Annotated in this window: 22 protein-coding genes and 1 tRNA gene; 17 read left to right on the top strand and 6 right to left on the bottom strand. The window is 70.6% G+C overall.

Annotation, left to right across the window (positions count from 1 at the left end; all coding sequences use genetic code 11):
• Window positions 1-33: 33 nt before the first annotated feature.
• From GEV28_RS14550 to GEV28_RS14540, 3 genes are all read left to right on the top strand, one after another.
• Window positions 34-1,317: a nitrate/nitrite transporter gene (locus GEV28_RS14550; protein ID WP_291412593.1), complete on the top strand. Its 1,284-nt coding sequence runs from the start codon at window positions 34-36 to the stop codon at window positions 1,315-1,317.
• A gap of 55 nt (window positions 1,318-1,372) precedes the next feature.
• Window positions 1,373-2,245 carry a tRNA pseudouridine(55) synthase TruB gene (truB, locus tag GEV28_RS14545; RefSeq protein WP_291412592.1) on the top strand — a complete coding sequence of 291 codons (873 nt, stop codon included), beginning with the start codon at window positions 1,373-1,375 and terminating at the stop codon, window positions 2,243-2,245.
• Window positions 2,246-2,340: 95 nt separating this feature from the next.
• Window positions 2,341-2,419: transfer RNA gene (locus GEV28_RS14540), tRNA-Ile, on the top strand.
• 582 nt (window positions 2,420-3,001) lie between these two features.
• On the opposite strand, the gene GEV28_RS14535 is transcribed toward GEV28_RS14540, so the two are convergent.
• The 3 genes from GEV28_RS14535 to GEV28_RS14525 are packed head-to-tail and all read right to left on the bottom strand — an operon-like array spanning window position 3,002 to window position 4,239.
• Complete coding sequence (locus GEV28_RS14535; RefSeq protein ID WP_291412591.1) at window positions 3,002-3,451, bottom strand: YdeI/OmpD-associated family protein; 450 nt, start codon at window positions 3,449-3,451, stop codon at window positions 3,002-3,004.
• Window positions 3,448-3,888 (bottom strand): SRPBCC domain-containing protein, encoded by a 441-nt coding sequence (locus GEV28_RS14530; protein ID WP_291412590.1) that lies wholly within the window; start codon window positions 3,886-3,888, stop codon window positions 3,448-3,450. The genes GEV28_RS14535 and GEV28_RS14530 overlap by 4 nt, the downstream gene beginning before the upstream one ends.
• A 3-nt stretch (window positions 3,889-3,891) precedes the next feature.
• The gene (locus tag GEV28_RS14525; RefSeq protein ID WP_291412589.1) at window positions 3,892-4,239 is read right to left on the bottom strand and encodes a helix-turn-helix transcriptional regulator; all 348 of its coding nucleotides are present in this window, start codon (window positions 4,237-4,239) and stop codon (window positions 3,892-3,894) included.
• A gap of 891 nt (window positions 4,240-5,130) precedes the next feature.
• Here GEV28_RS14525 and GEV28_RS14520 point away from each other — a divergent pair.
• The 11 genes from GEV28_RS14520 to GEV28_RS14470 all read left to right on the top strand — a co-directional run bounded on the left by GEV28_RS14520 (window position 5,131) and on the right by GEV28_RS14470 (window position 15,088).
• The gene (locus GEV28_RS14520) at window positions 5,131-5,604 is read left to right on the top strand and encodes an amidohydrolase family protein (RefSeq protein ID WP_291412588.1); all 474 of its coding nucleotides are present in this window, start codon (window positions 5,131-5,133) and stop codon (window positions 5,602-5,604) included.
• A gap of 4 nt (window positions 5,605-5,608) precedes the next feature.
• Entirely contained in the window at window positions 5,609-6,562 is a 954-nt protein-coding gene (locus GEV28_RS14515; protein ID WP_291412587.1) for a bifunctional riboflavin kinase/FAD synthetase, read from the top strand.
• A gap of 139 nt (window positions 6,563-6,701) precedes the next feature.
• A complete protein-coding gene (locus GEV28_RS14510) occupies window positions 6,702-7,181 on the top strand; it encodes a helix-turn-helix transcriptional regulator (protein WP_291412586.1) in 480 nt (159 codons plus the stop codon).
• Complete coding sequence (thpR, locus tag GEV28_RS14505; protein WP_291412585.1) at window positions 7,182-7,736, top strand: RNA 2',3'-cyclic phosphodiesterase; 555 nt, start codon at window positions 7,182-7,184, stop codon at window positions 7,734-7,736. It begins immediately after the preceding gene.
• A gap of 112 nt (window positions 7,737-7,848) precedes the next feature.
• Window positions 7,849-8,118 (top strand): 30S ribosomal protein S15, encoded by a 270-nt coding sequence (gene rpsO / locus GEV28_RS14500; protein WP_075130364.1) that lies wholly within the window; start codon window positions 7,849-7,851, stop codon window positions 8,116-8,118.
• 244 nt (window positions 8,119-8,362) lie between these two features.
• Complete coding sequence (locus GEV28_RS14495) at window positions 8,363-10,630, top strand: polyribonucleotide nucleotidyltransferase (RefSeq protein ID WP_291412584.1); 2,268 nt, start codon at window positions 8,363-8,365, stop codon at window positions 10,628-10,630.
• A 4-nt stretch (window positions 10,631-10,634) separates the two neighbouring features.
• Window positions 10,635-11,984 carry a pitrilysin family protein gene (locus tag GEV28_RS14490; protein ID WP_291412583.1) on the top strand — a complete coding sequence of 450 codons (1,350 nt, stop codon included), beginning with the start codon at window positions 10,635-10,637 and terminating at the stop codon, window positions 11,982-11,984.
• Window positions 11,985-11,989: 5 nt separating this feature from the next.
• Window positions 11,990-12,760 carry a 4-hydroxy-tetrahydrodipicolinate reductase gene (dapB, locus tag GEV28_RS14485; RefSeq protein WP_291412582.1) on the top strand — a complete coding sequence of 257 codons (771 nt, stop codon included), beginning with the start codon at window positions 11,990-11,992 and terminating at the stop codon, window positions 12,758-12,760.
• Window positions 12,761-13,175: 415 nt separating this feature from the next.
• Window positions 13,176-13,607: a hypothetical protein gene (locus GEV28_RS14480; RefSeq protein WP_291412581.1), complete on the top strand. Its 432-nt coding sequence runs from the start codon at window positions 13,176-13,178 to the stop codon at window positions 13,605-13,607.
• 8 nt (window positions 13,608-13,615) lie between these two features.
• Complete coding sequence (locus GEV28_RS14475; RefSeq protein ID WP_291412580.1) at window positions 13,616-14,218, top strand: cell wall protein; 603 nt, start codon at window positions 13,616-13,618, stop codon at window positions 14,216-14,218.
• Between the two features lie 81 nt (window positions 14,219-14,299).
• Window positions 14,300-15,088, top strand: a complete 789-nt coding sequence (locus GEV28_RS14470; protein ID WP_291412579.1) for a MauE/DoxX family redox-associated membrane protein — start codon at window positions 14,300-14,302, stop codon at window positions 15,086-15,088.
• Between the two features lie 91 nt (window positions 15,089-15,179).
• Here GEV28_RS14470 and GEV28_RS14465 read toward each other — a convergent pair whose 3' ends face one another.
• The 3 genes from GEV28_RS14465 to GEV28_RS14455 all read right to left on the bottom strand — a co-directional run bounded on the left by GEV28_RS14465 (window position 15,180) and on the right by GEV28_RS14455 (window position 16,833).
• Entirely contained in the window at window positions 15,180-15,683 is a 504-nt protein-coding gene (locus GEV28_RS14465; RefSeq protein ID WP_291412578.1) for a GNAT family N-acetyltransferase, read from the bottom strand.
• Between the two features lie 5 nt (window positions 15,684-15,688).
• Window positions 15,689-16,207, bottom strand: a complete 519-nt coding sequence (locus GEV28_RS14460) for a hypothetical protein (protein WP_291412577.1) — start codon at window positions 16,205-16,207, stop codon at window positions 15,689-15,691.
• 68 nt (window positions 16,208-16,275) lie between these two features.
• A complete protein-coding gene (locus GEV28_RS14455) occupies window positions 16,276-16,833 on the bottom strand; it encodes a GNAT family N-acetyltransferase (protein ID WP_291412576.1) in 558 nt (185 codons plus the stop codon).
• A gap of 224 nt (window positions 16,834-17,057) precedes the next feature.
• On the opposite strand from GEV28_RS14455, the gene GEV28_RS14450 reads away from it, so the two are divergent.
• From GEV28_RS14450 to GEV28_RS14440, 3 genes are read left to right on the top strand one after another with little or no spacing between them, the layout of a single operon-like run.
• The gene (locus GEV28_RS14450) at window positions 17,058-18,635 is read left to right on the top strand and encodes a protein kinase (RefSeq protein WP_291412575.1); all 1,578 of its coding nucleotides are present in this window, start codon (window positions 17,058-17,060) and stop codon (window positions 18,633-18,635) included.
• A 58-nt stretch (window positions 18,636-18,693) separates the two neighbouring features.
• Window positions 18,694-19,650: an EamA family transporter gene (locus tag GEV28_RS14445; protein WP_291412574.1), complete on the top strand. Its 957-nt coding sequence runs from the start codon at window positions 18,694-18,696 to the stop codon at window positions 19,648-19,650.
• Window positions 19,638-20,873: a crosslink repair DNA glycosylase YcaQ family protein gene (locus tag GEV28_RS14440; protein ID WP_291412573.1), complete on the top strand. Its 1,236-nt coding sequence runs from the start codon at window positions 19,638-19,640 to the stop codon at window positions 20,871-20,873. The genes GEV28_RS14445 and GEV28_RS14440 overlap by 13 nt, the downstream gene beginning before the upstream one ends.
• The last annotated feature ends 104 nt before the right edge of the window (window positions 20,874-20,977 follow it).

The following is a 20,977-nucleotide window of genomic DNA, read 5'->3' as shown; positions in this document are numbered from 1 at the left end:
GTTGTGCAGTACTCCCGCCAGACCAGACGGGCTTTGATCATCTGGGCCGTCGCGGTGCTCGTCTACCTGGCGGCCGTCTTCCACCGCACGTCGCTCGGCGTCGCCAGCATCGAGGCCACCTCCCGGTTCGGGCTCGGCCCGGCCGCGCTCGGCACGTTCACCGTGCTGCAGGTCGGCGTCTACGCGCTCATGCAGATACCGACCGGCCTGCTCGTCGACCGCTACGGCGCCCGCCGGGTGCTCACCGTGGCCGCGCTGCTGATGGGCCTGGGCCAGCTGCTGTTCGCGTTCGCCTCCTCCTACCCGCTCGGTCTCCTCGCGCGGGCCGTGCTCGGAGTGGGCGACGCCATGACGTTCGTCAGCGTGCTGCGCCTGGTCGCCGCGCACTTCCCGGCCCGCCGCTACGCCGCGTTCGCCTCGTTCACAGCCGCGCTCGGCGCGCTCGGCAACCTGATCTCCACGCTGCCGCTGTCGGTGCTGCTCGACGGGGTCGGCTGGACCACCACGTTCGCGGTCACCGGCGCGGCCACCGCGCTCTACGCCGTCGTGCTGGCGCTGCGGGTCCGCGACCACGCGCCCGGCATGGAGGTCAGGCGTGAGCCTGAGTCGTTGCGGGTCGTGCTCGGCCAGGTCCGGCAGGCGTGGCGCACACCGGGCACTCGGCTGGGCTTCTGGGTGCACTTCTCGACGATGTTCGCCCCGGCGATGCTCGGCCTGCTGTGGGGCTTCCCGTACCTGGTGCAGGCGCAGGGCCTCAGCGAGCCGGCGGCCGGCAGCATGCTCGCCGTCCTCGTGCTCGGCGCGATCTTCGGCGGGCCGGCGATCGGCACCGTGATCAGCCGCTGGCCGGAGTGCCGCACGCCGCTCGTGGTCTCCTACCTGGTCACCGCGCTCGCGGTGTGGGCGGTGCTGCTCGGTTGGCCGAGCGGGCGGGTGCCGGCGGCGATCCTCGTGGTCGGGTTCGCGCTGCTGTCCCTGGGCGGCCCCGCGTCGACCATCGGCTTCGCGCTGGCCCGCGACTACAACCCGCTGCGCCGGGTCGGCACCGCCACCGGCGTGGTGAACGTCGGCGGCTTCGTCGCGATCACCGGGTCCGCGCTCGCCATCGGCCTGCTGCTGTCCGCGTTCGGCTCGTTCACCCCGCAGACCGCGTTCCGGCTCGCGCTGCTGTCGGTGGTGGCGGTGCTGCTGCTGGGGCTGTGGCGGACGTCGGTGTGGTGGCGCCGGGCCCGGGCGGCGGTGTTCGACGCGGCGGCGCGCGGCGAGGACGTGCCGGTGCAGATCCGGCGGCGGGCCTGGGACCTGGCGCCCGCCTGACCGTCTGCGAGGATGTGTTCCCGTGCCCCCAGCAGCAACCAAGCAGCGTGTCACCGTGCCTCCCGGACTCGTCGTCGTCGACAAGCCGGGCGGGCTGACCTCCCACGACGTCGTCGCCCGGGTGCGGCGGATCATGGGCACCCGCAAGGTCGGGCATGCCGGCACGCTCGACCCGATGGCCACCGGTGTGCTGGTGCTCGGCATCGAGCGCGCCACCAAGCTGCTCGGGCACCTGGCCCTGGACACCAAGGCCTACCTCGCCACGATCCGCCTCGGCGCGTCGACCACCACGGACGACGCCCAGGGCGACGTGCTGTCCACTGTGGACGCCTCGGGGGTCTCGGACGAGGCGGTCGCGGCGGGGATCCGCGAGCTGACCGGGCACATCCAGCAGGTGCCCAGCGCGGTGAGCGCGGTGAAGGTCGACGGCAAGCGGGCCTACGCGCGGGTCCGCGCGGGCGAGGAGGTCGCGCTCGCCGCGCGGCCGGTCGAGGTGTCCCGGTTCGACCTGCTCGCCACCCGCCGCGCGGAGGGGGTCGTCGAGCTGGACGTGATGGTCGAGTGCTCGTCGGGCACCTATGTCCGTGCGCTGGCCCGCGACCTGGGCGCCGGGCTCGGCGTCGGCGGGCACCTGGGAGCGTTGCGGCGCACCAGGGTCGGGCCGTTCGACCTGCGCGTGGTGACCACATTGGACCAGCTCGCGTCGTCGCCCGGCCTGTCACTGTCCCTCGACGACGCCGTCGCCGCGGCCTTCCCGCGCCGCGACCTCGACGCGCCGGAGGCGGTCGCGCTGCTGCGCGGGCAGAAGCTGCCGGCCGGCGGGATCGAGGGCACCTACGGCGCGTTCGACCCGGCCGGCCACGCGATCGCGCTGGTGGTCGACGAGGGCGCGACCGCGCGCTCGGTCGTGATTCTTTCCATCTCCTGAGCCAGGATCGTCCCGCCGTCGACGGTGATCACCGTGCCGGTGGCTGCACGTCGATTGGGGTCTTGCATTGCATGACAATTGACGAGTGAAGTCGAGGGGCAGTAGCTCAGTCGGTTAGAGAGCAGAGGACTCATAATCCTAGAGCCGTGGATTCGAGCCCCACCTGCCCCACCACACGCGAAGCATCGGTAACCCCTATACGGCTGTTGACCTGCGGCTATGTTGACCAAGGGGACTACCGATCAGACTTCGGGTCATATGGCATTGCACGAACTCTGCTTCGTAGCTGGCACTCACGGCACCTCGCAGCAGGAACCGGCTCGCCGCCGCGAGAGCGCACTCATCGCGGCAGAGCCGGGCGTCCGCCCGGCGCGGTCCGCGGCGGTCGAGAGCATCAACGCCTGGGAGAAGGTCTTGACCCAGGGTCGGTTCGGCACCGACCGCGATGGCTTGTCAGGGATGTTCCGCTGTCTCAGTCGGGGCTGCGGGGGTGGTCGGGTCGTCGCCGGTTCGATCCAGCCATTCTGACAGCAGGGCACGTTCGGCGTCGGTGAGGATTGTCAGCTTCGGTGCGACGGCCCGGAATGCGACTGCTACCGCGGTTGTGCTGTCCGCGGGAAGCGTCGGCACGTCGGTGAGGATCGATCGCATCACCGCCTCGTACTCGCTCTACCCCACAACCGCATGCAAGATCGAGGCTAGGTCCACAAGTTGTCAGCGCACGAACTCCGACGAGCGATTCCCTGATCGGCGATGTCAGCCAGCGGTGGACGTCAGCGCTTGCACGGCCTGGTCGATGCGACGGGCACGGGTGTCGTCCGTGCGCGCGGACGTGACCGACTTCAGCAGCTCGTTCTGCCGGAAGGGGGTCAACTTGTCGAACGCGTCGCGGGCGCCGGCCTTCGCCAGCGCGTCGGCGAGATTGGCCGGCACTTCCACGGTGCGCTCGGCGCTGTCGCGCTCGACGAGCACGTGCACGGCATCGCCTGCGGTCGCGCCCATCTGGCCCTGCACAGCCTTGTTGACGGCCATCATGTAGCCGCCGTTCATCTTGTGCAGGGTGGTGCGCACCGGCGTGCCGTTGATCGTGACCACTGCGGGAACCAACCGTTCGTCACCGAGGCGTTGGGCCAGTTCGGCGGGCAACCACAGTCGCACCGCGTTGCGTTCCTTGACCAGTTCCGTGTCGAACTCGATCCCGCTCATGCCGTTCCCTCGGCCTGGGCCCGTCGCAGGTGATCGACCAGCCGGGCACGCACCATCTTCTTCCACCCGCCACTGTGCATGAACGCCAGCACGGCACCGGCGACGCCGGTGAATCCCTGATGGTCGAGGTGCAGCCGAGTTCCCCCGTCGCCCAGCTCGGTCAGCCGCCAGATGACGGTGGTGCTGTTGCGCATCCTGCTCCCGCGCCAGGTGTAGGCGAGCCTGGTGAGTTCGTCAGCCTCGGTCACCTCGCAGTGCACGACTCCGTCCCAGCCGGGCATTGGCTTGGCGCGTAGCGTGAACGTCGTGCCGACAACCGGGGCGAAGCCGTCCACCAGCATCAGCCACTCGGCCAGGGCGCCGGGATCGGTCAGCGCGAACCACACGTCTTTCGGCCGGTATGGCAGGTCGACTTCAAGGGTGATGTCGCGGGACATTTCTCACTCTCCCTCATGTGTCTTCTGTGACTGACTGTCAAGGTAAGTCCGCAGGTTGCCGAGTCGTTCGGTCCAGAAGTCACTGAAGATCGCGGCCCAGTCATACAGGTCGCGCAGTGGCTCGGGCCGCAGCCGGTACAGCCGCTGGCGTCCGGAGCGTTGCTCGGTGACCAACCCTGCTGAACGCAGCACGGCGAGGTGACGCGAGAGCATCGGCAAACTGACGCCAAGCTCGTCAGCCAGTTCAGTCACGGGCAGTTCGCGCCGACGCCCGAGCGCTTCCAACGCCGCCCGGCGAGTTGGATCGGCCACCGCCCTGAACACGTCTTCCGCCGCCGATGGCCTTGGCATGCATAAAACTTACGATAGATGTGAACTGTTGTCAACCGGGGATCACCTGCAGGAAGGCGATGGATGCCCACCGGCCGGATCTCGATCTCAGGGCCTTCGACCAACACCAAAGAGTTCGGGTTGTGCCACGTCAGGCCCACCTCTTCCCGGTGTCAACTCCCCGTGAACAGACGAGACAGACGGAACGTGAATGGAGAAAGAACTGACCACCCTCAAGAAGAGTGAAAAGCGCACTCGAATCCTGTAGCAGGGGTCCCGCGCTCTCACCCGCACCGCTCCCGGCGCCCCACTCAAGATCACACAGCGTCGTGAACCGTTACCCGGTTGGCGACGGCACCGTTCCTGGCCTTCTACGTGTGGACGGTCTGGTGGCTGATCACCAACGCGGATGTGGTGGTGCAGCGTGGGGGCGGTATCGGCTACCTGGATGAGGTGGTGGCCCGACCGGGTCAGGTTCGGGGTGTTGTGGTTCCGCACCCCGTTCCGGCCCGGGCAGGTACGGCCGGACTTCGGGAAGGTGCATCCGTTGCGGCAGCGGCGGACGATGCTGCGGCTGTTGTGTCAGGTGTGTGCGGGCCCGGCCGACCACCCGGACGCTGGCGTGTTGTGGCTGCTGAAGGACCATCGCGAGGACTGGCCGGGCTGGCCGAACAAGATGGGGGTGACCGAGCCGCCCATCTGCGTCGCGTGCGCGCACGAGTCGGTGACCCGGTGTTGGCCCCAGGATAGGGCTTTCCCTACCTTCGAAACTGGTGCCGGCACCTCGAGCTGGGCGACTACAGCGGCTGGTTCAAGGCCATCCACGAGCTCGAGTGGACCGCCGCCAGCTCCTACAACAAGAGCAAGGCCCGCCAGCTGTACGGAAAGCTCGCCCGCCGCCGCACCCGGCAGGTGTCCACGCTCGTCATGCACCGCGGCCTCGACCACGCGCACCGGCTACGCACCGTGCGGGAGATGCAGGAGACCGGCGCGCCGATCATGACCGGCACCGACACCGGCACGGTCGCGGTGTACCCGGGCTTCTCCGTGCACGACGAGCTGGCGCTGCTGGTCGAGGCGGGCCTGTCGCCGATGGCCGCGTTGCACGCGGCGACCGCCGAGCCCGCGCGGTACCTGGGCGCCGACACCGGCCGGATCGCCGCCGGCCGGGCCGCGGATCTCGTCGTGCTCGACGCCGACCCCGCTGCACGACATCCGGAACACGACCCGGCTGTCCGGTGTGGTGGTTCGCGGCCGCTGGATCGACGACGCCGAACGCCGGGCGATCCTCGCCGAGGTCGAGCGCGTCGCCGCCGGCACGCCCGAGGGGGTCGCGGCCGGTTGCCCGTGTCACACACCGCGACGACGCGTGCCTGCGTAGGGTAGCGGCGTGCAACGCTGGCGCGGGTTGGAGTTCGTTCCGGGTGGCTGGGGGCGCTGCGTCGCCACGATCGGCGTGTTCGACGGCGTCCACCTGGGACACCAGGAGCTGATCCACCGCGCGGTGCGACTCGCCGAGGAGCGTGGGTTGCCGAGCGTGCTCGTGACGTTCGACCCGCACCCCGCCGAGGTCGTCCGCCCGGGTAGTCATCCCGCCCAGCTGACCACGCTGCGTCGCAAGGCCGAGCTCGTCGAGCAGCTCGGGATCGACGTCTTCTGCGTGCTGCCGTTCACCCTGGAGCTGTCCCGCGTGCCGGCCGACGAGTTCGTGCACGAGTCGCTGGTGGAGCAGCTGCACGTGGCCGCGGTGGTGGTGGGGGAGAACTTCACCTTCGGCTACCGCGCGGCCGGCACGGTCGAGCTGCTCTCCCAGCTGGGACAGCGGTTCGGCTTCGCGGTCGAGGGCGCCGAGCTGGTGACGGTGCCCAACTCGTCGCCGGCCTCGGAGATCACCTTCTCCTCGACCTACATCCGGGCCTGCATCAACGCCGGCGACGTGACCGCGGCGGCCGCGGCGCTCGGCCGCCCGCACCGCCTGGAGGGGATCGTCGTCCGCGGCGACCGGCGCGGACACGAGCTGGGCTTCCCGACGGCGAACCTGTCGACCCCCCGGTTCGCCGCGGTGCCCGCCGACGGTGTCTACGCCGGACAGTTCTCCCTGCTGACCTCGGCCGGCCGCGAGCCGCTGATGGCCGCGATGTCGGTGGGCACGAACCCCACCTTCTCGGGCCGCGAGCGGCGGGTGGAGGCCTTCGTCCTGGACGTGGACGAGGACTTCTACGGCCAACGCGTGGCGGTCGACTTCGTGGCTCGCCTCCGAGACATGGAACACTTCGACTCGCCGGAGTCCCTGGTGGAGCAGATGCACCTCGACGTGCGTCGAACCCGTGAGCTTCTCAGCTGAGCCGGCTTCACCCGGTCGGGTTACCCGCCATTACGTGCAGATGCGAACACCTGTCGGGATCGACCACGCAATTCGCACATGCCTGGCAAGATGCTGTGAGGTCCCGGTCAGGGGCTTGCGAACCAGGGGAGAGGCGAAGGTGGAGGACCACAAGATCGTCCAGCGCAATCTCGCACTGCAGCGGGAGTGGTACGGCGAGCCCCTCGGTGATCGGGTCCGCCGCCTGGTGGTCGCTTTCGACATCTCCCAAGCGTTCCTCGCCGACGTGCTCGGCATCAGCGCGCCGATGCTCAGCCAGGTCATGAGCGGCCGCCGCGCCAAGATCGGCAACCCGGCCGTCCTGGCCCGGCTGATCATGCTCGAGCGCAAGATCCTCGTACCCGACGTCGCCGCCGGCAAGAAGGACGCCATGATGCGCGCCCTGGAGGAGGTCCGCGCCTCGCGGCCCTCGGTCACCAGGGACAACCTGCCGGTCGACATCGGACGCAACGACCGGGTCGCGGTCGCGGCCCTGCGCCGGGTCGCCGAGGCAGGGGACCTCGCGGCGGCGGCCACCCTGCTCAACGGCAGGTTCCCCGAGCTCGCCGACCTTCTGCGACGGGCAGGCCAGCCCCAGTAAATGGTCCGCCTCTTCTCGGCCATCGAGCTGCCCGACCCTGTGCGCGCCGAGCTGGTCCAACGCCTCGCCGATGTCCGCGCCGCCGAGACCGAGCTGCGCTGGGTGCCGCCCGAACGCTGGCACATCACGCTCGGCTTCTACGGCGACCGCGAGCACGCCGACCGGCGCGGCGCCTGGTTCCGCCGGCAGGCCACCGGCCTCGCCCCCGCCCGCCTGCGGCTTCGCGGCGCCGGCCGGTTCCCGGGCGTACTGTGGGTCGGGGTCAGTCCGATGGACGGCCGCGACGCCACCGCGCTGCGCATCGTGGCCGACGCGATGAACGCCGACAACAACGCCAACCGGTACGACTTCGCCGCGCACGTCACCATCGCCCGCTGGCGGCGGGGCGCCGCGGGCAGCCAGAGCGCGATCCGGGCGGTGCACGCTCTGTCGGACTACTTCGGCACCTGGTGGTCGGCCACCGAGGTGGTGCTGTTCCGGAGCGAGCAGACGGGCGAGGAGGGGCCGGTCTACACCCCGCTCGACCGCGTCGCACTGGCCAGTAAGCAGGGCTAACGACCCACCTGCTAACCTCGGTGTTTGGGTCCGGCTGCGGTCCGTGGCGGCCGGCACCTGCAATCCCGTACGGGACCGCACGGCACATCTCAAACCATGAGGAGAACACAGAGTGGCGCTGTCCACTGAGCAGAAGAAGACCATTCTGGCCGAGTACGGTGTGCATGACACCGACACCGGCTCGCCGGAGGCCCAGGTCGCGATGCTGACCAAGCGCATCAGCGACCTGACCGAGCACCTCAAGGTGCACAAGCACGACCACCACTCGCGTCGGGGTCTGTTGCTGCTGGTCGGCCGCCGCCGCCGGCTGCTCAACTACCTCACCAAGGTGGACATCGAACGCTACCGGTCGCTGATCCAGCGACTCGGCCTGCGCCGATAGACCCCATCGGGGGAGTGGTCGAACCGGCCGCTCCCCCGATGTCTATACAAGAAAACCAAGGGCAATGCGCGCCGCGTACGGGGATCAGTTCGCCGGTCCTCGGTAGTGGTTCCCGGGTTCAGCCGAGCAGCATCGCTGCCTCCGCCCCGGGAGCTTCGATCGAAGACCGGCCTCGTGAGATCGCGATCCTCCCGCCCTGTGCCCCGTATGGGGTGTGCGCGCCCGCGATGACGAGGAGCAATACATGACCGACTTCAGCGAAGCTGGAGTTCACGAGACGACGGCCGTTATCGACAACGGCACCTTCGGCAAGCGCACCATCCGCTTCGAGACCGGGCGCCTCGCGCGCCAGGCCGCCGGCAGCGTCGTGGCCTACCTCGACGAGGAGACCATGCTGCTGTCCGCCACCACCGCGTCCAAGCACCCGAAGGAGCACTTCGACTTCTTCCCGCTGACCGTGGACGTCGAGGAGCGGATGTACGCCGCGGGCCGCATCCCCGGCTCGTTCTTCCGCCGCGAGGGCCGGCCGTCCACCGACGCCGTCCTCACCTGCCGACTGATCGACCGCCCGCTGCGCCCGTCCTTCGTGGACGGTCTGCGCAACGAGATCCAGGTCGTCATCACCATCCAGAGCCTCAACCCGCAGGACCTCTACGACGTGGTCGCCATCAACGCCGCGTCCGCCTCCACCCAGCTCTCCGGCCTGCCGTTCTCCGGCCCGGTCGGTGGCGTGCGGGTGGCGCTCGTCGGCGAGCAGTGGGTCGCGTTCCCCACCCACGAGCAGCTGGCGAAGGCCGCGTTCGACATGGTCGTCGCCGGTCGCGTGGTCGACTCCGGTGACGTCGCGATCATGATGGTCGAGGCCGAGGCCACCGACAACGTGCTGGACCTCGTCGCGGACGGGGCCGTCGCGCCCACCGAGGAGGTCGTGGCGGGCGGTCTCGAGGCCGCGAAGCCGTTCATCAAGGTGCTGTGCGAGGCGCAGGCGCGGCTGGCCGAGGTCGCCGCCAAGCAGACCCGCGAGTACCCGACCTTCCCGGCCTACCAGCCCGACGCGCTGGAGGCCGTGACGGCCGCGGTGTCCGACGAGCTCGCCCAGGCGCTCACCATCGCCGGCAAGCAGGAGCGGGAGGCCAAGCTCGACGAGATCAAGGCCGCCACCCTGGAGAAGGTCGGCGCGGTCGACGGCGGCGCGTTCGAGGGCCGCGAGAAAGAGGTCGGCGCCGCGTTCCGGGCGCTGAACAAGAAGCTGGTCCGCCAGCGGATCCTCCGCGACAAGGTGCGCATCGACGGCCGCGGCATCACCGACATCCGGCAGCTCTCCGCGGAGGTCGCGCTCATCCCGCGGGCACACGGCTCGGCGCTGTTCGAGCGCGGCGAGACCCAGATCCTGGGTGTCACCACGCTGAACATGCTGCGCATGGAGCAGCAGATCGACTCGCTGTCCCCCGAGACGCACAAGCGCTACCTGCACCACTACAACTTCCCGCCGTTCTCCACCGGTGAGACCGGTCGGGTCGGCTCGCCCAAGCGGCGCGAGATCGGCCACGGCGCGCTCGCCGAGCGGGCGCTGGTGCCGGTGCTGCCCAAGCGCGAGGAGTTCCCCTACGCCATCCGCCAGGTCTCCGAGGCACTCAGCTCGAACGGGTCCACCTCGATGGGCTCGGTCTGCGCGTCGACCATGTCGCTGCTCAACGCCGGCGTGCCGCTCAAGGCGCCGGTGTCCGGCATCGCGATGGGCCTGGTGTCCGACGTGATCGACACAGGCGACGGCCCCAAGACCGAGTACGTGGCGATCACCGACATCCTCGGCGCCGAGGACGCGTTCGGCGACATGGACTTCAAGGTCGCCGGCACCAAGGATCTGGTCACCGCGCTGCAGCTGGACACCAAGCTGGACGGCATCCCGTCCGAGGTGCTCGGCGCGGCGCTGTCCCAGGCTCGCGACGCCCGGCTCACCATCCTCGAGGTCATGGCCGAGGCCATCGACAAGCCCGACGAGATGAGCCCGTTCGCGCCGCGCGTCACCAGCGTCAAGATCCCGGTCGACAAGATCGGCGAGGTCATCGGCCCGAAGGGCAAGATGATCAACTCGATCACCGAGCAGACCGGTGCCGACATCTCGATCGAGGACGACGGCACGATCTACGTCGGCGCGTCGGACGGTCCGTCCGCGGACGCGGCGATCGACCTGATCAACGCCATCGCCAACCCGCAGCTGCCCAAGATCGGCGAGCGGTTCCTGGGCACGGTGGTCAAGACCGCCGCGTTCGGCGCCTTTGTCTCGCTGCTCCCGGGCAAGGACGGCCTGGTGCACATTTCCAAGCTGGGCAACGGAAAGCGCATCGGCAAGGTCGAGGACGTCGTCAAGGTCGGCGACAAGCTCCGGGTGGAGATCGCGGACATCGACCAGCGCGGCAAGATCAGCCTGGTGCTGGTCAACGAGGACGCCGAGGCGAAGGGTGACGCCACGCCGGCCGACTCGCCGGCCGACGAGCCCGCCAAGGCGTAAGTCGTTGGCACGTAACACGGCTCGCTCCGCAAGCCTCGCTCAGAACGGAAGCACCCGGGTCCTGGAACGGGCCGACGGTGGGTGCGTGGTCAAGCGCACCGTGTTGCCCGGTGGCCTGCGGGTCATCACCGAGCAGGTCCCGGGTGTCCGTTCGGCGTCGGTCGGCATCTGGGTCGGCGTCGGCTCCCGCGACGAGCAGCAGTCCGTCGCGGGGGCCGCGCATTACCTGGAACACCTGCTGTTCAAGGGAACCGCGCGCCGCTCGGCGGTGCGGATCGCCGAGGAGATCGACGCGGTCGGCGGTGAGCTCAACGCGTTCACCGCCAAGGAGCACACGTGCTACTACGCGCACGTGCTCGACAGCGACCTGCCGCTCGCGATGGATCTCGTGTCCGATGTGGTCTTCGACGCTTTGCTGGCGGAGAAGGACATGGAGACCGAGCGCAGCGTGGTCCTCGAGGAGATCGCCATGCGCGACGACGACCCCGAGGACCTGCTGCACGACACGTTCATCGAGGCCCTGCTCACCGACCATCCGCTGGGGCGGCCGGTGTTGGGCACCGAGCAGTCGATCACGTCGATGTCGCGCACCTCGTTGCACGGCTTCTACAAGCGCCGCTACGCCATGCCCCGCATGGTGCTGGCGGCGGCCGGCAACATCACCCACGGCGAGGTGCTCCGGCACGCCCGCCGGCTGCTGAAAGACCGGCTGGTCGGGGACCGCCCGCCGGGTGGCCCGCGCACCGGCCGGGCGCGGGTCGCCGCGCCCCGAAAGCTGGTGCTGCACACCGACGACACCGAGCAGGCGCACCTGATGCTCGGGGTCCGGGCACTGGACCGGCACGACGAGCGCCGCTGGGTGCTCGGCGTGCTCAACACCGCACTCGGCGGCGGCATGAGCTCGCGGCTGTTCCAGGAGGTTCGCGAACGGCGCGGGTTGGCCTACCAGGTGTACTCGTCGGTGGCGTCCTATGCGGACACCGGGCATCTCTCGGTGTACGCGGGGTGCCAGCCGGACCGGCTCGGGTCGGTCGCCGGCGTGGTGCACGAGGTACTCGGTGACGTCGCCCGCTCCGGGCTGTCCGAGGCCGAGGTCGAGCGGGCGAAGGGCCAGCTGCGGGGGAGTCTCGTGCTGGGTCTCGAGGACACGAGCTCGCGGATGTCGCGCATCGGCAAGGGTGAGCTCAGCTACGCGGAGTACCTGACGGTGGAGCAGACGCTCGAGCACATCGAGTCGGTCACCGCCGAGGAGGTGGCGTCGCTGGCCGGCAAGCTCCTGACCCGCCCCGTCGCCACCGCGGTCGTGGGGCCTTACGCCCACCCGAACGACGTGCCGGCCGAAGTGGTGAGGTGATCCTGTTGGCTTCTCGCAACGAGGACAACCCGATCCGGGTAGGCGTGCTGGGCGCCCGCGGCCGCATGGGCGCGGAGGTCTGCCGGGCGGTCGAGGCCGCCGACGACATGGAAGTCGTCGCCATGATCGACGTCGGCGACTGGATGTTCGACGTCGCGGACGCCGGCGCCGAGGTGGTCGTCGACTTCACGCACCCGGATGTCGTGCTGGACAACATCCGGTTCTGTGTGGACCAGGACATCCGGTGCGTCGTGGGAACGTCGGGCTTCGGCGTGGCGAAGCTCGACACGGTCCGCCAGTGGCTGGAGCCGAAGCCGGAGCTGGGTGTGCTGATCGCGCCGAACTTCGCGCTCGGTGCCGTGCTGTCGATGCGCTTCGCCGAGCTGGCGGCGCGCTACTACCCGACGGTGGAGATCATCGAGCTGCACCACAACGGAAAGGCGGACGCCCCATCGGGAACGGCCGCCCACACCGCCCGGCTGGTGGCGGCGGCGCGCTCGGCGGCGGGCCAGGGCAAGAGGTCCCCGGACGCCACGACGTCCGAAGTGGACGGTGCGCGCGGCGCGCTGGTCGAGGACGTCCGCGTGCACTCGGTCCGCCTCGCGGGTCTGGTGGCCCACCAGGAGCTGTTGTTCGGCGGCGAGGGCGAGACCCTCACCATCCGGCACGACTCGCTGGACCGGAAGTCCTTCATGCCCGGTGTGCTGCTGGGTGTCCGCGAGATCCTGGACCGCCCCGGCTTGACGGTCGGCCTGGAGAACCTGCTCGCCCTGTAGGTCACGCGGCAGCGAGGAGCGTGATCGCTTGGTGCGAGCAGGGTTCTCCGTGGCCATCCACGATCTCCCCAATGTCGTATTTCGGGAAATGGTACTGCTGGTGTCGGCCGGGCATTGAAACGTTCTATCTGGGAAAACGGTGTCCAAGTTGCGCCGTTTGCGGAGCAACGCTACTCCGCTCGGTAGGTGTGAGAACCAGAACCAGCCAGTAGCGTCGGAGCCTGTCAGTAGCTAACCAACTCCCGTCTGTTCGTGCGAAAGTCCCACCCTGCCATCGTTACCGGGACTCGCGCGCGATGAGGGCCAGGCGAGAGACAGGGTGAGCTCGCGTTCCTGCACGCGGGCTCACCCCAGCTCGCCATGCCCGAAACGTGTGCGATCGGTCGATGCCGGGGCTCCCCGAAGGGAATGACTCATGGCACCTCCCGACGTCGGCGTCATGGCGCCGACCACCGCCGAGACATCGTGGTTCTGTTGCGGCTCCGGCTGGGGCCCCTGCGGCTCCGCGGGCGGTGGCGCGTGCGGCAACTGCCAGTCCGGCAGTCGCCACTGCGCCTGGCCGAACACCTCCGACGCCTGCTTCGCCATCACCCGGCCGGACCGGTGCGGCGACAGCCTGCTGCGCCGCACCTGCGGGCACACCTTCTACGTCCGCAACCTCTGCCGCAGCACCGAGATCGCGGTGCGCATCGCCGACTGCGGGCCGCAGACCGACCTGTGGTGCGGCGAGCGTTCGTGCTGCTCCGGCAACTGCGCGACCAACCGGTTGCTCGACCTGACCCCGTCGGCGTACAGCGCCATCGGCAACCTGTCCAGCGGGATCATGCCCGTCGCGATTCACAGTTAGGGGGAGCCATGGACTCGTTGGCACGTAGGCGATTCCTCAGCAACGCGGTGCTCGGCACCGCCACCACGGTCGTCGGCGCGAGCACGATCGGGTCGTTCGCGCCCGAGGCGGTGGCCGACCCGATGAAGCTCGACGTCGAAGCCGGAGCCCCGGACCCGAACTTCGTCGAGGGCCGGATCATCAGCCTCAAGAAGGGGCTGCTGATGGTCACGAGCTCGGACAAGAGCATGCACCAGATTCACCTGACCGGCGCCACCAGCGTGTGGAAGCTGCGCCCGACGACCTCGGACGCGGCCAAGGTCGGCGACGGTCTGTACGCCCGCGGCGTACGCATGCCGGACGGTTCACTCGCGGCCGACGCCGTCTGGTTGAACATCGTCAACCTGCAGGTGCACATCACGTCGATCGGCCGGGGCATGATGCACCTCGACCACCACGGAGACCGCATCGTGGGGCACGTCGTCGCCGGCACCACGGCGGCGGTCTACAACAGCACGCCCGCGGTCAGCGACCTGTCGCTGCTGCAGGTGGGCAAGCACGCACAGGTGATCGGCGCCTGGCGCCCGGACACCAACGAGGTCGACCTGGCCACCGTGTACGCGGCGGCCTGACCCAATGCCCCGACCAGCCACCCTCGCGCGCTGTTCGGACGCGGCGAGGGTGGCGCTCGGGCGCCGGACTGGAGGACTGCGGTGATCGAATCGTTGGCGAGCGTGCAACAGCTGGTGCTCGGCGGGGTGCTCCTGTGGGCGAGCGTCGTGAAGCTCCGCGCGCCCGAGGCCGCCCGGCGCTCGGCGCTCAAGCGCCTGGTGGGGGAGCGGCACGTGGTGACCGCCTACCGCGCGGTGGCCGGTGTCGAGCTCCTGCTCGGCGCGTTGCTGGTGCTGCCGCCCGTGTTCGCGGTCGAGGCGTACCTCGCGGCGGCGCTCGGCGTCGGGATGCTCGGGTACCTGACCTACGCCCGGGTGAAGGCCCCGGACTCGTCGTGCGGCTGCCTGGGGGACAAGCACACCCCGGTGCGGGCGCGGGGCTTCCTGCGCGTCGGGCTGATGGTGGCGCTCGGTGTATGCGCATCCTTCGGGACCGACTGGTGGCTGTCGGCCGGACCGCTCGTCGCGGTCGCCGTGCTGGAAGGTGCGGTCCTGATAGCGCTTTCACCTGAGCTGGACCACCTGTGGCTGCTCCCGCTGCGCCGCTGGCGGGTCCGCCTGTCCCACCCGCTGGCCGGCCACGAGTACACGATCCCGCTCGAGTCGACCATCCAGCAGCTGCGGAAGAGCGGTGCGTTCCGCTCGGTCGCGGACAGCCTGACCAGCGACCTGCTCGACACCTGGGACGAGGGCGACTGGCGCATCCTCACCTACGCCGCCCGCACCGACGAGGGCCGGGCGACGGCGGTGTTCGCGGTGCCGCTGAACGACTACCGGCCGGACGACATCCACGTCGCGCTGGTCCCGGAGACCGACGACGCGTTGGTCTGACGTCCCCCAGCCACGTCGCTGTCATGATGTAGCCCATGCCCTGAACGACGCGTTGGGGACGTTGAGCGTCCTCAGCGCGTCGTTCAGGGCATCAGGTCGACGCGTAGATCCAGTCGACGCCGTCGAACCCGTTCTCGTCGAGCTCCTCGGCGCGGACGAGCCCGGCGCGCGTGGCGACCCGTTGCGACGCGATGTTCTCCGGGCGCACCCTCGCGACCACCGGTTGGTCGGGAAACCGAGCGACCGCCCACCGGACGACGGCCGTCGCCGCCTCGCCGGCGACGCCGTCGCCCCAGCTCGCCGGGTCGAGCCGGTAGAAGAGGTTCAGCACCCGCCGCTCCCGCAGGCTCATGAACTTGAGGCCGCAGAAGCCCAGCTGTACCGGCGCGTCGCGATGCCGGACGACCCAGTAGCCGAACCCGTAGATCCGCCAGTGCTCGTCCCAGCGCGCGAAGAGGGCCTCGGCCTCGGCGCGGGTGGCCAGCGCGTCGGACGGGTTGTGCGCGACCGTCCGCGGATCGCTGTGCACGGCGAGGATCGCGTCGATGTCGCCGGGCTCCGGCCGGGAGAGCGACAGCCGTTCGGTGCGCAGCACGACGTTCAGAAGATCCAGCCCGCGAACAGGGCGGGTGACGCGGCGACCGCGCTGAACCGGATGAACCGCCCGACGAGTCCGGCGCCGAGGAAGACCGACAGGCTCATCCGCACCATCCCCGCCAGCACCGACGTCGCCATGAACGGGGGCAGGCCGAGCACCGAGCTGATCCCGTAGGTCCCGACCATCCAGTGCGGGTGCCGGTGGCACTTCTCGCGCAGGGTCTCGACCCAGCCGCGGAGGCGCTTGGTACGCAGCTGCCAGCGGATCCGCCGCGCGGTCATCGGGGCGCCGGTCCGCCGCCTGCGGTGCAGCCAGTGCGGCAGGTGGAACTGGCCGCGCGCGGCGTAGTAGTAGAACAGCTTGCCGCCGACCTGTCCGACCGCGACCACCGCGCCGAGCGCCAGCCACGGGATGCTCGGCTCCTGCATGGCGAGCCCGACGAGGAAGATCTCGATGCTGATCAGCGGGAGGAGTGCGGAGCTGAAGGCGACACCGAGAGTGAGGCACAGCCACGCAAGCACCAGGTAACTCCTTGCGACATCGAGGACCGCGAACAGAGTACGTGTTGCCTACCTACACGTGTCGCCGGTCAGGACAGTTCAATACGTAGCGTGCCGGTCAGCCGAACCTCACGCAGCGGTCGCCCGCCGGCGTCCAGCGTACGGACCGTGCCGTCGGCCACCCATCCCGCGCGCCGGTAGAACCCGAGCGACACCGGGTCGGGCTCCGGTACCCACGCGATCCCCCGGGACGACCCGGCCGCCCGCATGGCCCGGCCGGCCTCGGCCAGCAGCCGCCCGCCGTGCCCGCGCCGGGCCCACCGCGGCTCCACGAGCAGCGTGCTGACCAGGGTGACCGCCGCCGAGTCCTTGGCCGGCGAGCCGTCGGCGCTCGCGGTCTCGTCCGCCGGCGCCGGCCCGGCCGCGACGAACCCGACCAGCCAGTCGCCCTCGAGCGCCACGAACACCCGTGCGGGGCCCTGCTCGATCGTCTTGCGCCAGGTCTCCTCGGTCTCGCCGGTGTCGATGCTCGCGAGCACCTCGGGCGGGAGCAGCGACGCGTAGGCGTCCCGCCAGGTGTCGAGCTGGAGGCGGGCGATCTCCGGGGCGTCGGCGGGCACGGCGGGGCGGACGGTGGCATCGGCCATGCACGGCAACCTACCGGCCGCCGATCGGCCCAACTCCGTGCGGGACCGTCGGACCCGGCCCGTACCCTCTGCTGTCGTGAGTGAGCTTGCGAGCGAACCATTGGCACAGGGTCACCGCGAGCGGCTCGACCGAGCTCGCGAGGGGGAGTCGTGAGTGAGCTTGCGAGGGAACCATTGGCACAGGGTCACCGCGAGCGGCTCGACCGAGCTCGCGAGGGGGAGTCGTGAGTGCAGTGTCGGTCCCGGGCTACGAGGTCATCGACGTGCTGGGGCGCGGCGGTTTCGGCGTCGTCTACCGCGCCCGCCAGGTCACCGTCGACCGCGAGGTCGCCGTCAAGGTCGACTCCCGGCTCATCCTCGACGACCGCGACCAGCGCCGGTTCCTCCGCGAGGTCCGCGCCGCCGGCCGGCTCTCCGGCCACCCGCACGTCGTCGAGATCTACGACGCCGGCGTGCTGCCCGACGCCCGGCCGTACCTGGTGATGGAGCTGTGCGCGGGCGGCTCGCTGGCCGAGCGGGGCCGGATGTCGCCGCGGGAGGTCGCCGAGATCGGCCAGAAGATCGCCGACGCGCTGGCCGCCGCGCACGACTTGGGCGTGCTGCACCGCGACATCAAGCCGGGCAACATCCTCGTCAAGCGCTACGGCACGGTCGGGCTCGCCGACTTCGGCCTGGCCGCGGTGGTCGAGGCGGGCCGCGACTCGTCGGTGACGCTGGCCGCGCTCACCCCGGCCTACGCCGCACCCGAGGCGTTCCACCTGCACCCGCCCACCGTCCAGTCCGACGTCTACGCGCTCACCGCCACGCTGTACACGCTGCTCGCCGGCTACCCGCCGCGGTTCCCGGCTTCCGGAGAGCTGAGCGTGCCCGAGATCGTCCGCCGGCACGACAGCCCGATCGAGGACATCCCCGGCATCGCGCCCCAGTTCATGGCGATCCTGCGTCGCGGCCTGGCCAAGGATCCCGCGCACCGCTACCAGGAGGCCGCCGCGCTGCGGGCCGACCTGAGCCAGCTCACCGTCGGCGACCACGCCGGGCCGCGGCACGCGGTGACCTCGCCGGTCACGACGGTGGCCGGGCCGCGTCTGTCGGTGCCACCGCACCACCCGCCGCCCGCGCACCCGTCGAACCCGCCGTCCACCGGGCCGGTGCCACTCCAGGCACCGACCGGTCCGCCGCGGTCCACGCGGCGACCGCTGGTGGTGGCCGGTGCGGCGCTGGCCGCGGTGGTCGTGCTGCTGGCCGCCGTCTGGTACTTCGTGATCCGCGACGACAACGGCAACGTCTCCGGCGCCGATCCCGGCACCGGCGGCATCGCGGCCGGGTCCGGCTCCGCGAGCCCGTCGCCCACGGTGGACGACACCGCCCGGTACGGCGTGCCCACGGTCACCGAGGGCTGCCCGGCCGCCGAGGTGCCGGACGCGCGGGCGCGGTGCACCAAGCGGGCGCAGTGCTGGAGCGGGATCGTGATGATCCAGGGGCAGCTGAACAGCATCCGCGAGCTCCCATGTGAGGAAGGACACGTCTTCGAGACGTTCGCGATCTCGGTGGTGCCGCCGGAGGTCGTCGACCCGTACCAGGACCTGCTCGCCGCGAACCCGTCGGTGCGGAAGGTCTGCTCGCAGGAGACCATGCTCGCGTCCCGGTTCGGCGAGGCGCTGGACCACAGCCCGGACAGCTGGTCGATCGAGATCCTGCCGCCCACCCCGGACGATCGTGAGCAGGGCCGCGACATCTACCGCTGCGTGGCCACCCTGACGAGCGAGGAGGGCGTCACCGGCTCGGCGTTCCGCCCTCGCTGACCCGGCCGCGGTGCGTAACCGGCGACTTTTTGTCGGTGGTTCGTGCGATCGTGTCGTCGTGAGTGACACCGTGATCGACACGCCCGCGTCGGCCACTCGCGCGGGCTGGTTCGCGTGGGCCGCGCTCGGCGTCGTGTACGTCGTGTGGGGCTCCACGTACCTCGCCATCCGGTTCAGCGTCGAGACCATGCCGCCGCTGCTGTCCGCTGGGGCGCGGTTCGTGGTGTCCGGGGTGTTGCTGTGCCTGGCCGTGCTGATCGTCGCGGGGCCGGGCGCGTTCCGGATGACCCGGCCGCAGCTCGGCACCGCGGCACTGGTCGGGCTGCTGTTGCCCGCGTGGGGCAACGGGCTGGTCGTGGTCGCCGAGCGGCACGTCGCGTCCGGGCTCGCGGCGCTGCTCGTGGCGTGCATCCCGCTCTGCGTCATCGTGCTGCGCAGGCTCCTCGGGGAGCGGCCGCCACCGGTCACCCTGGTCGGCGTGCTCGTCGGGGTCGTCGGCCTGGTGGTGCTGCTGTTCGGCGGGCCGGTCGCGGGCGCGCACGGTGCCGCGTGGTGGGGGCCGTGGCTGGTGCTGGTGGCGGCGTTCGGCTGGTCGTGCGGCACGGTGGCGGGATCGCGACTACCCGTCCCACCCAACCCCGTCACGTTCTCGGCGGTGGGCATGCTGGTCGGTGGCCTCGTGCTCACGGCCGGCGGAACGGTGCGCGGCGAGAGCGTCGACCTGGCGGCGGTCAGCACCAACTCATGGCTGGGCTGGGCGTACTGCGTTCTGTTCGGCTCGCTCGCGTTCAGTGCGTACGTGTACGCCCTCGGCCGGCTGCCGGTGTCCACCGTGGCCACCTACGCGTACGTCAACCCGGTCATCGCCGTACTCCTGGGCGTCACCCTGGCCGACGAGCGCTTCGGCCCGGCTCAGCTGGCCGGCGGCGTGACCGTGCTGTGCGCGGTCGTCCTCGTGGTCCGCGCGGAGAGTCGTGCCCGCAAACCTGTTGTCCCGGAAGGATGTCCTCGATGACCACCTCGCTCAGTGCGGCCGCCGCGCGCCGGATCGCGTTGGCAGCGCAGGGTTTCGCGGACGCCCGTCCGGCGGGCGAGATCACCCGGCGGCACCTGCGGCGGGTGCTCGACCGGGTGCGGCTCATCCAGCTCGACTCGGTCAACGTGGCGGTGCGGGCGCATTACATGCCGCTGTTCAGCAGGCTGGGCGCGTACCCGGCGGCCCTCGTCGACGACGCCGCGTGGGAGCACCGCGCGCGGCGGCCGCGGATGCTCGTCGAGTACTGGGCGCACGAGGCGAGCCTCCTGCCGGTGGCGGACTGGCCGCTGTTCCGCTGGCGGATGCGCCACTACGAGCAGCGGCTGGGGGAGCGGTACGCGTCGCTGCTCAAGGGCTCGCCGGGTCTGTTCGACGACGTCCTGGCGGCCGTGAAGGACCTGGGATCCGTCGGCGCCGGTCCGCTGGAGCAGGAGCTGGGCATGACCGGCCGCCGGGCCGGCGGCGGCTGGTGGAACCGCTCGTCGGTCAAGCACGCGTGCGAGTACCTGTTCGCGGTGGGCGAGCTCACCACCGGCGCCCGACGTGGTTTCCAGCGCCTGTACGACCTGCCGGAACGCGTGCTGCCGCCCGAGGTCCACGGCGCCCCCGAGCTGTCCACAGCGGACGCCGTCCGCGAGCTGACCCGCCGCGCCGCCACCGCCCACGGCATCGCGACCGAGCCGGACCTGCGCGACTACTACCGGATCAAGCCCCCGGAACGCAGCCGCGAGGCGGTGGCGGAGCTGGTCGAGGAGGGCCTGCTGGAGAAGGTGGAGGTTCGTGGCTGGCCCCAGCCGGCCTACCGCCACGTCGACGCGCGCCAACCGCGCCGCGTCGCGGGCCGGGCCCTGCTGTGCCCGTTCGACCCGCTGATCTGGGAACGCGCCCGCACCGAGCGGATCTTCGACTTTCACTACCGCATCGAGATCTACGTCCCCGAGCCCAAGCGGGTCTACGGCTACTACGTGTTCCCGTTCCTCCTGGACGGCGAGCTGGTGGCCCGGGTGGACCTGAAGGCCGACCGTCAGGCCGGCACCCTCCGGGTCCGCGGCGCCTTCGCCGAACCCGCCGCCCACGCCCCACGAGTCGCGGCCGAGCTGGCCACCGAGCTCCAGGTGATGGCCGAGTGGCTGGAACTGGACAAGGTGGCGGCGGAGTCCCGGGGCTCCCTGGCCCCCGCCCTCCGCGCCGCCCTCCCCTGAAACGCCGCGAGTCCCCCGCTCCGGTACGGCGAGTTCCCCGTTCCGAACGGAGGACTCGCGGTTCTGGAGTGGGGGACTCGCGGGTTCAACCCCCGGTCACCGTG

Source organism: Actinophytocola sp., from assembly GCF_009379765.1.
In the GTDB taxonomy this organism is placed as follows: Bacteria; Actinomycetota; Actinomycetes; order Mycobacteriales; family Pseudonocardiaceae; genus Actinophytocola.
This window is presented reverse-complemented; position numbering and strand designations above follow the sequence as displayed.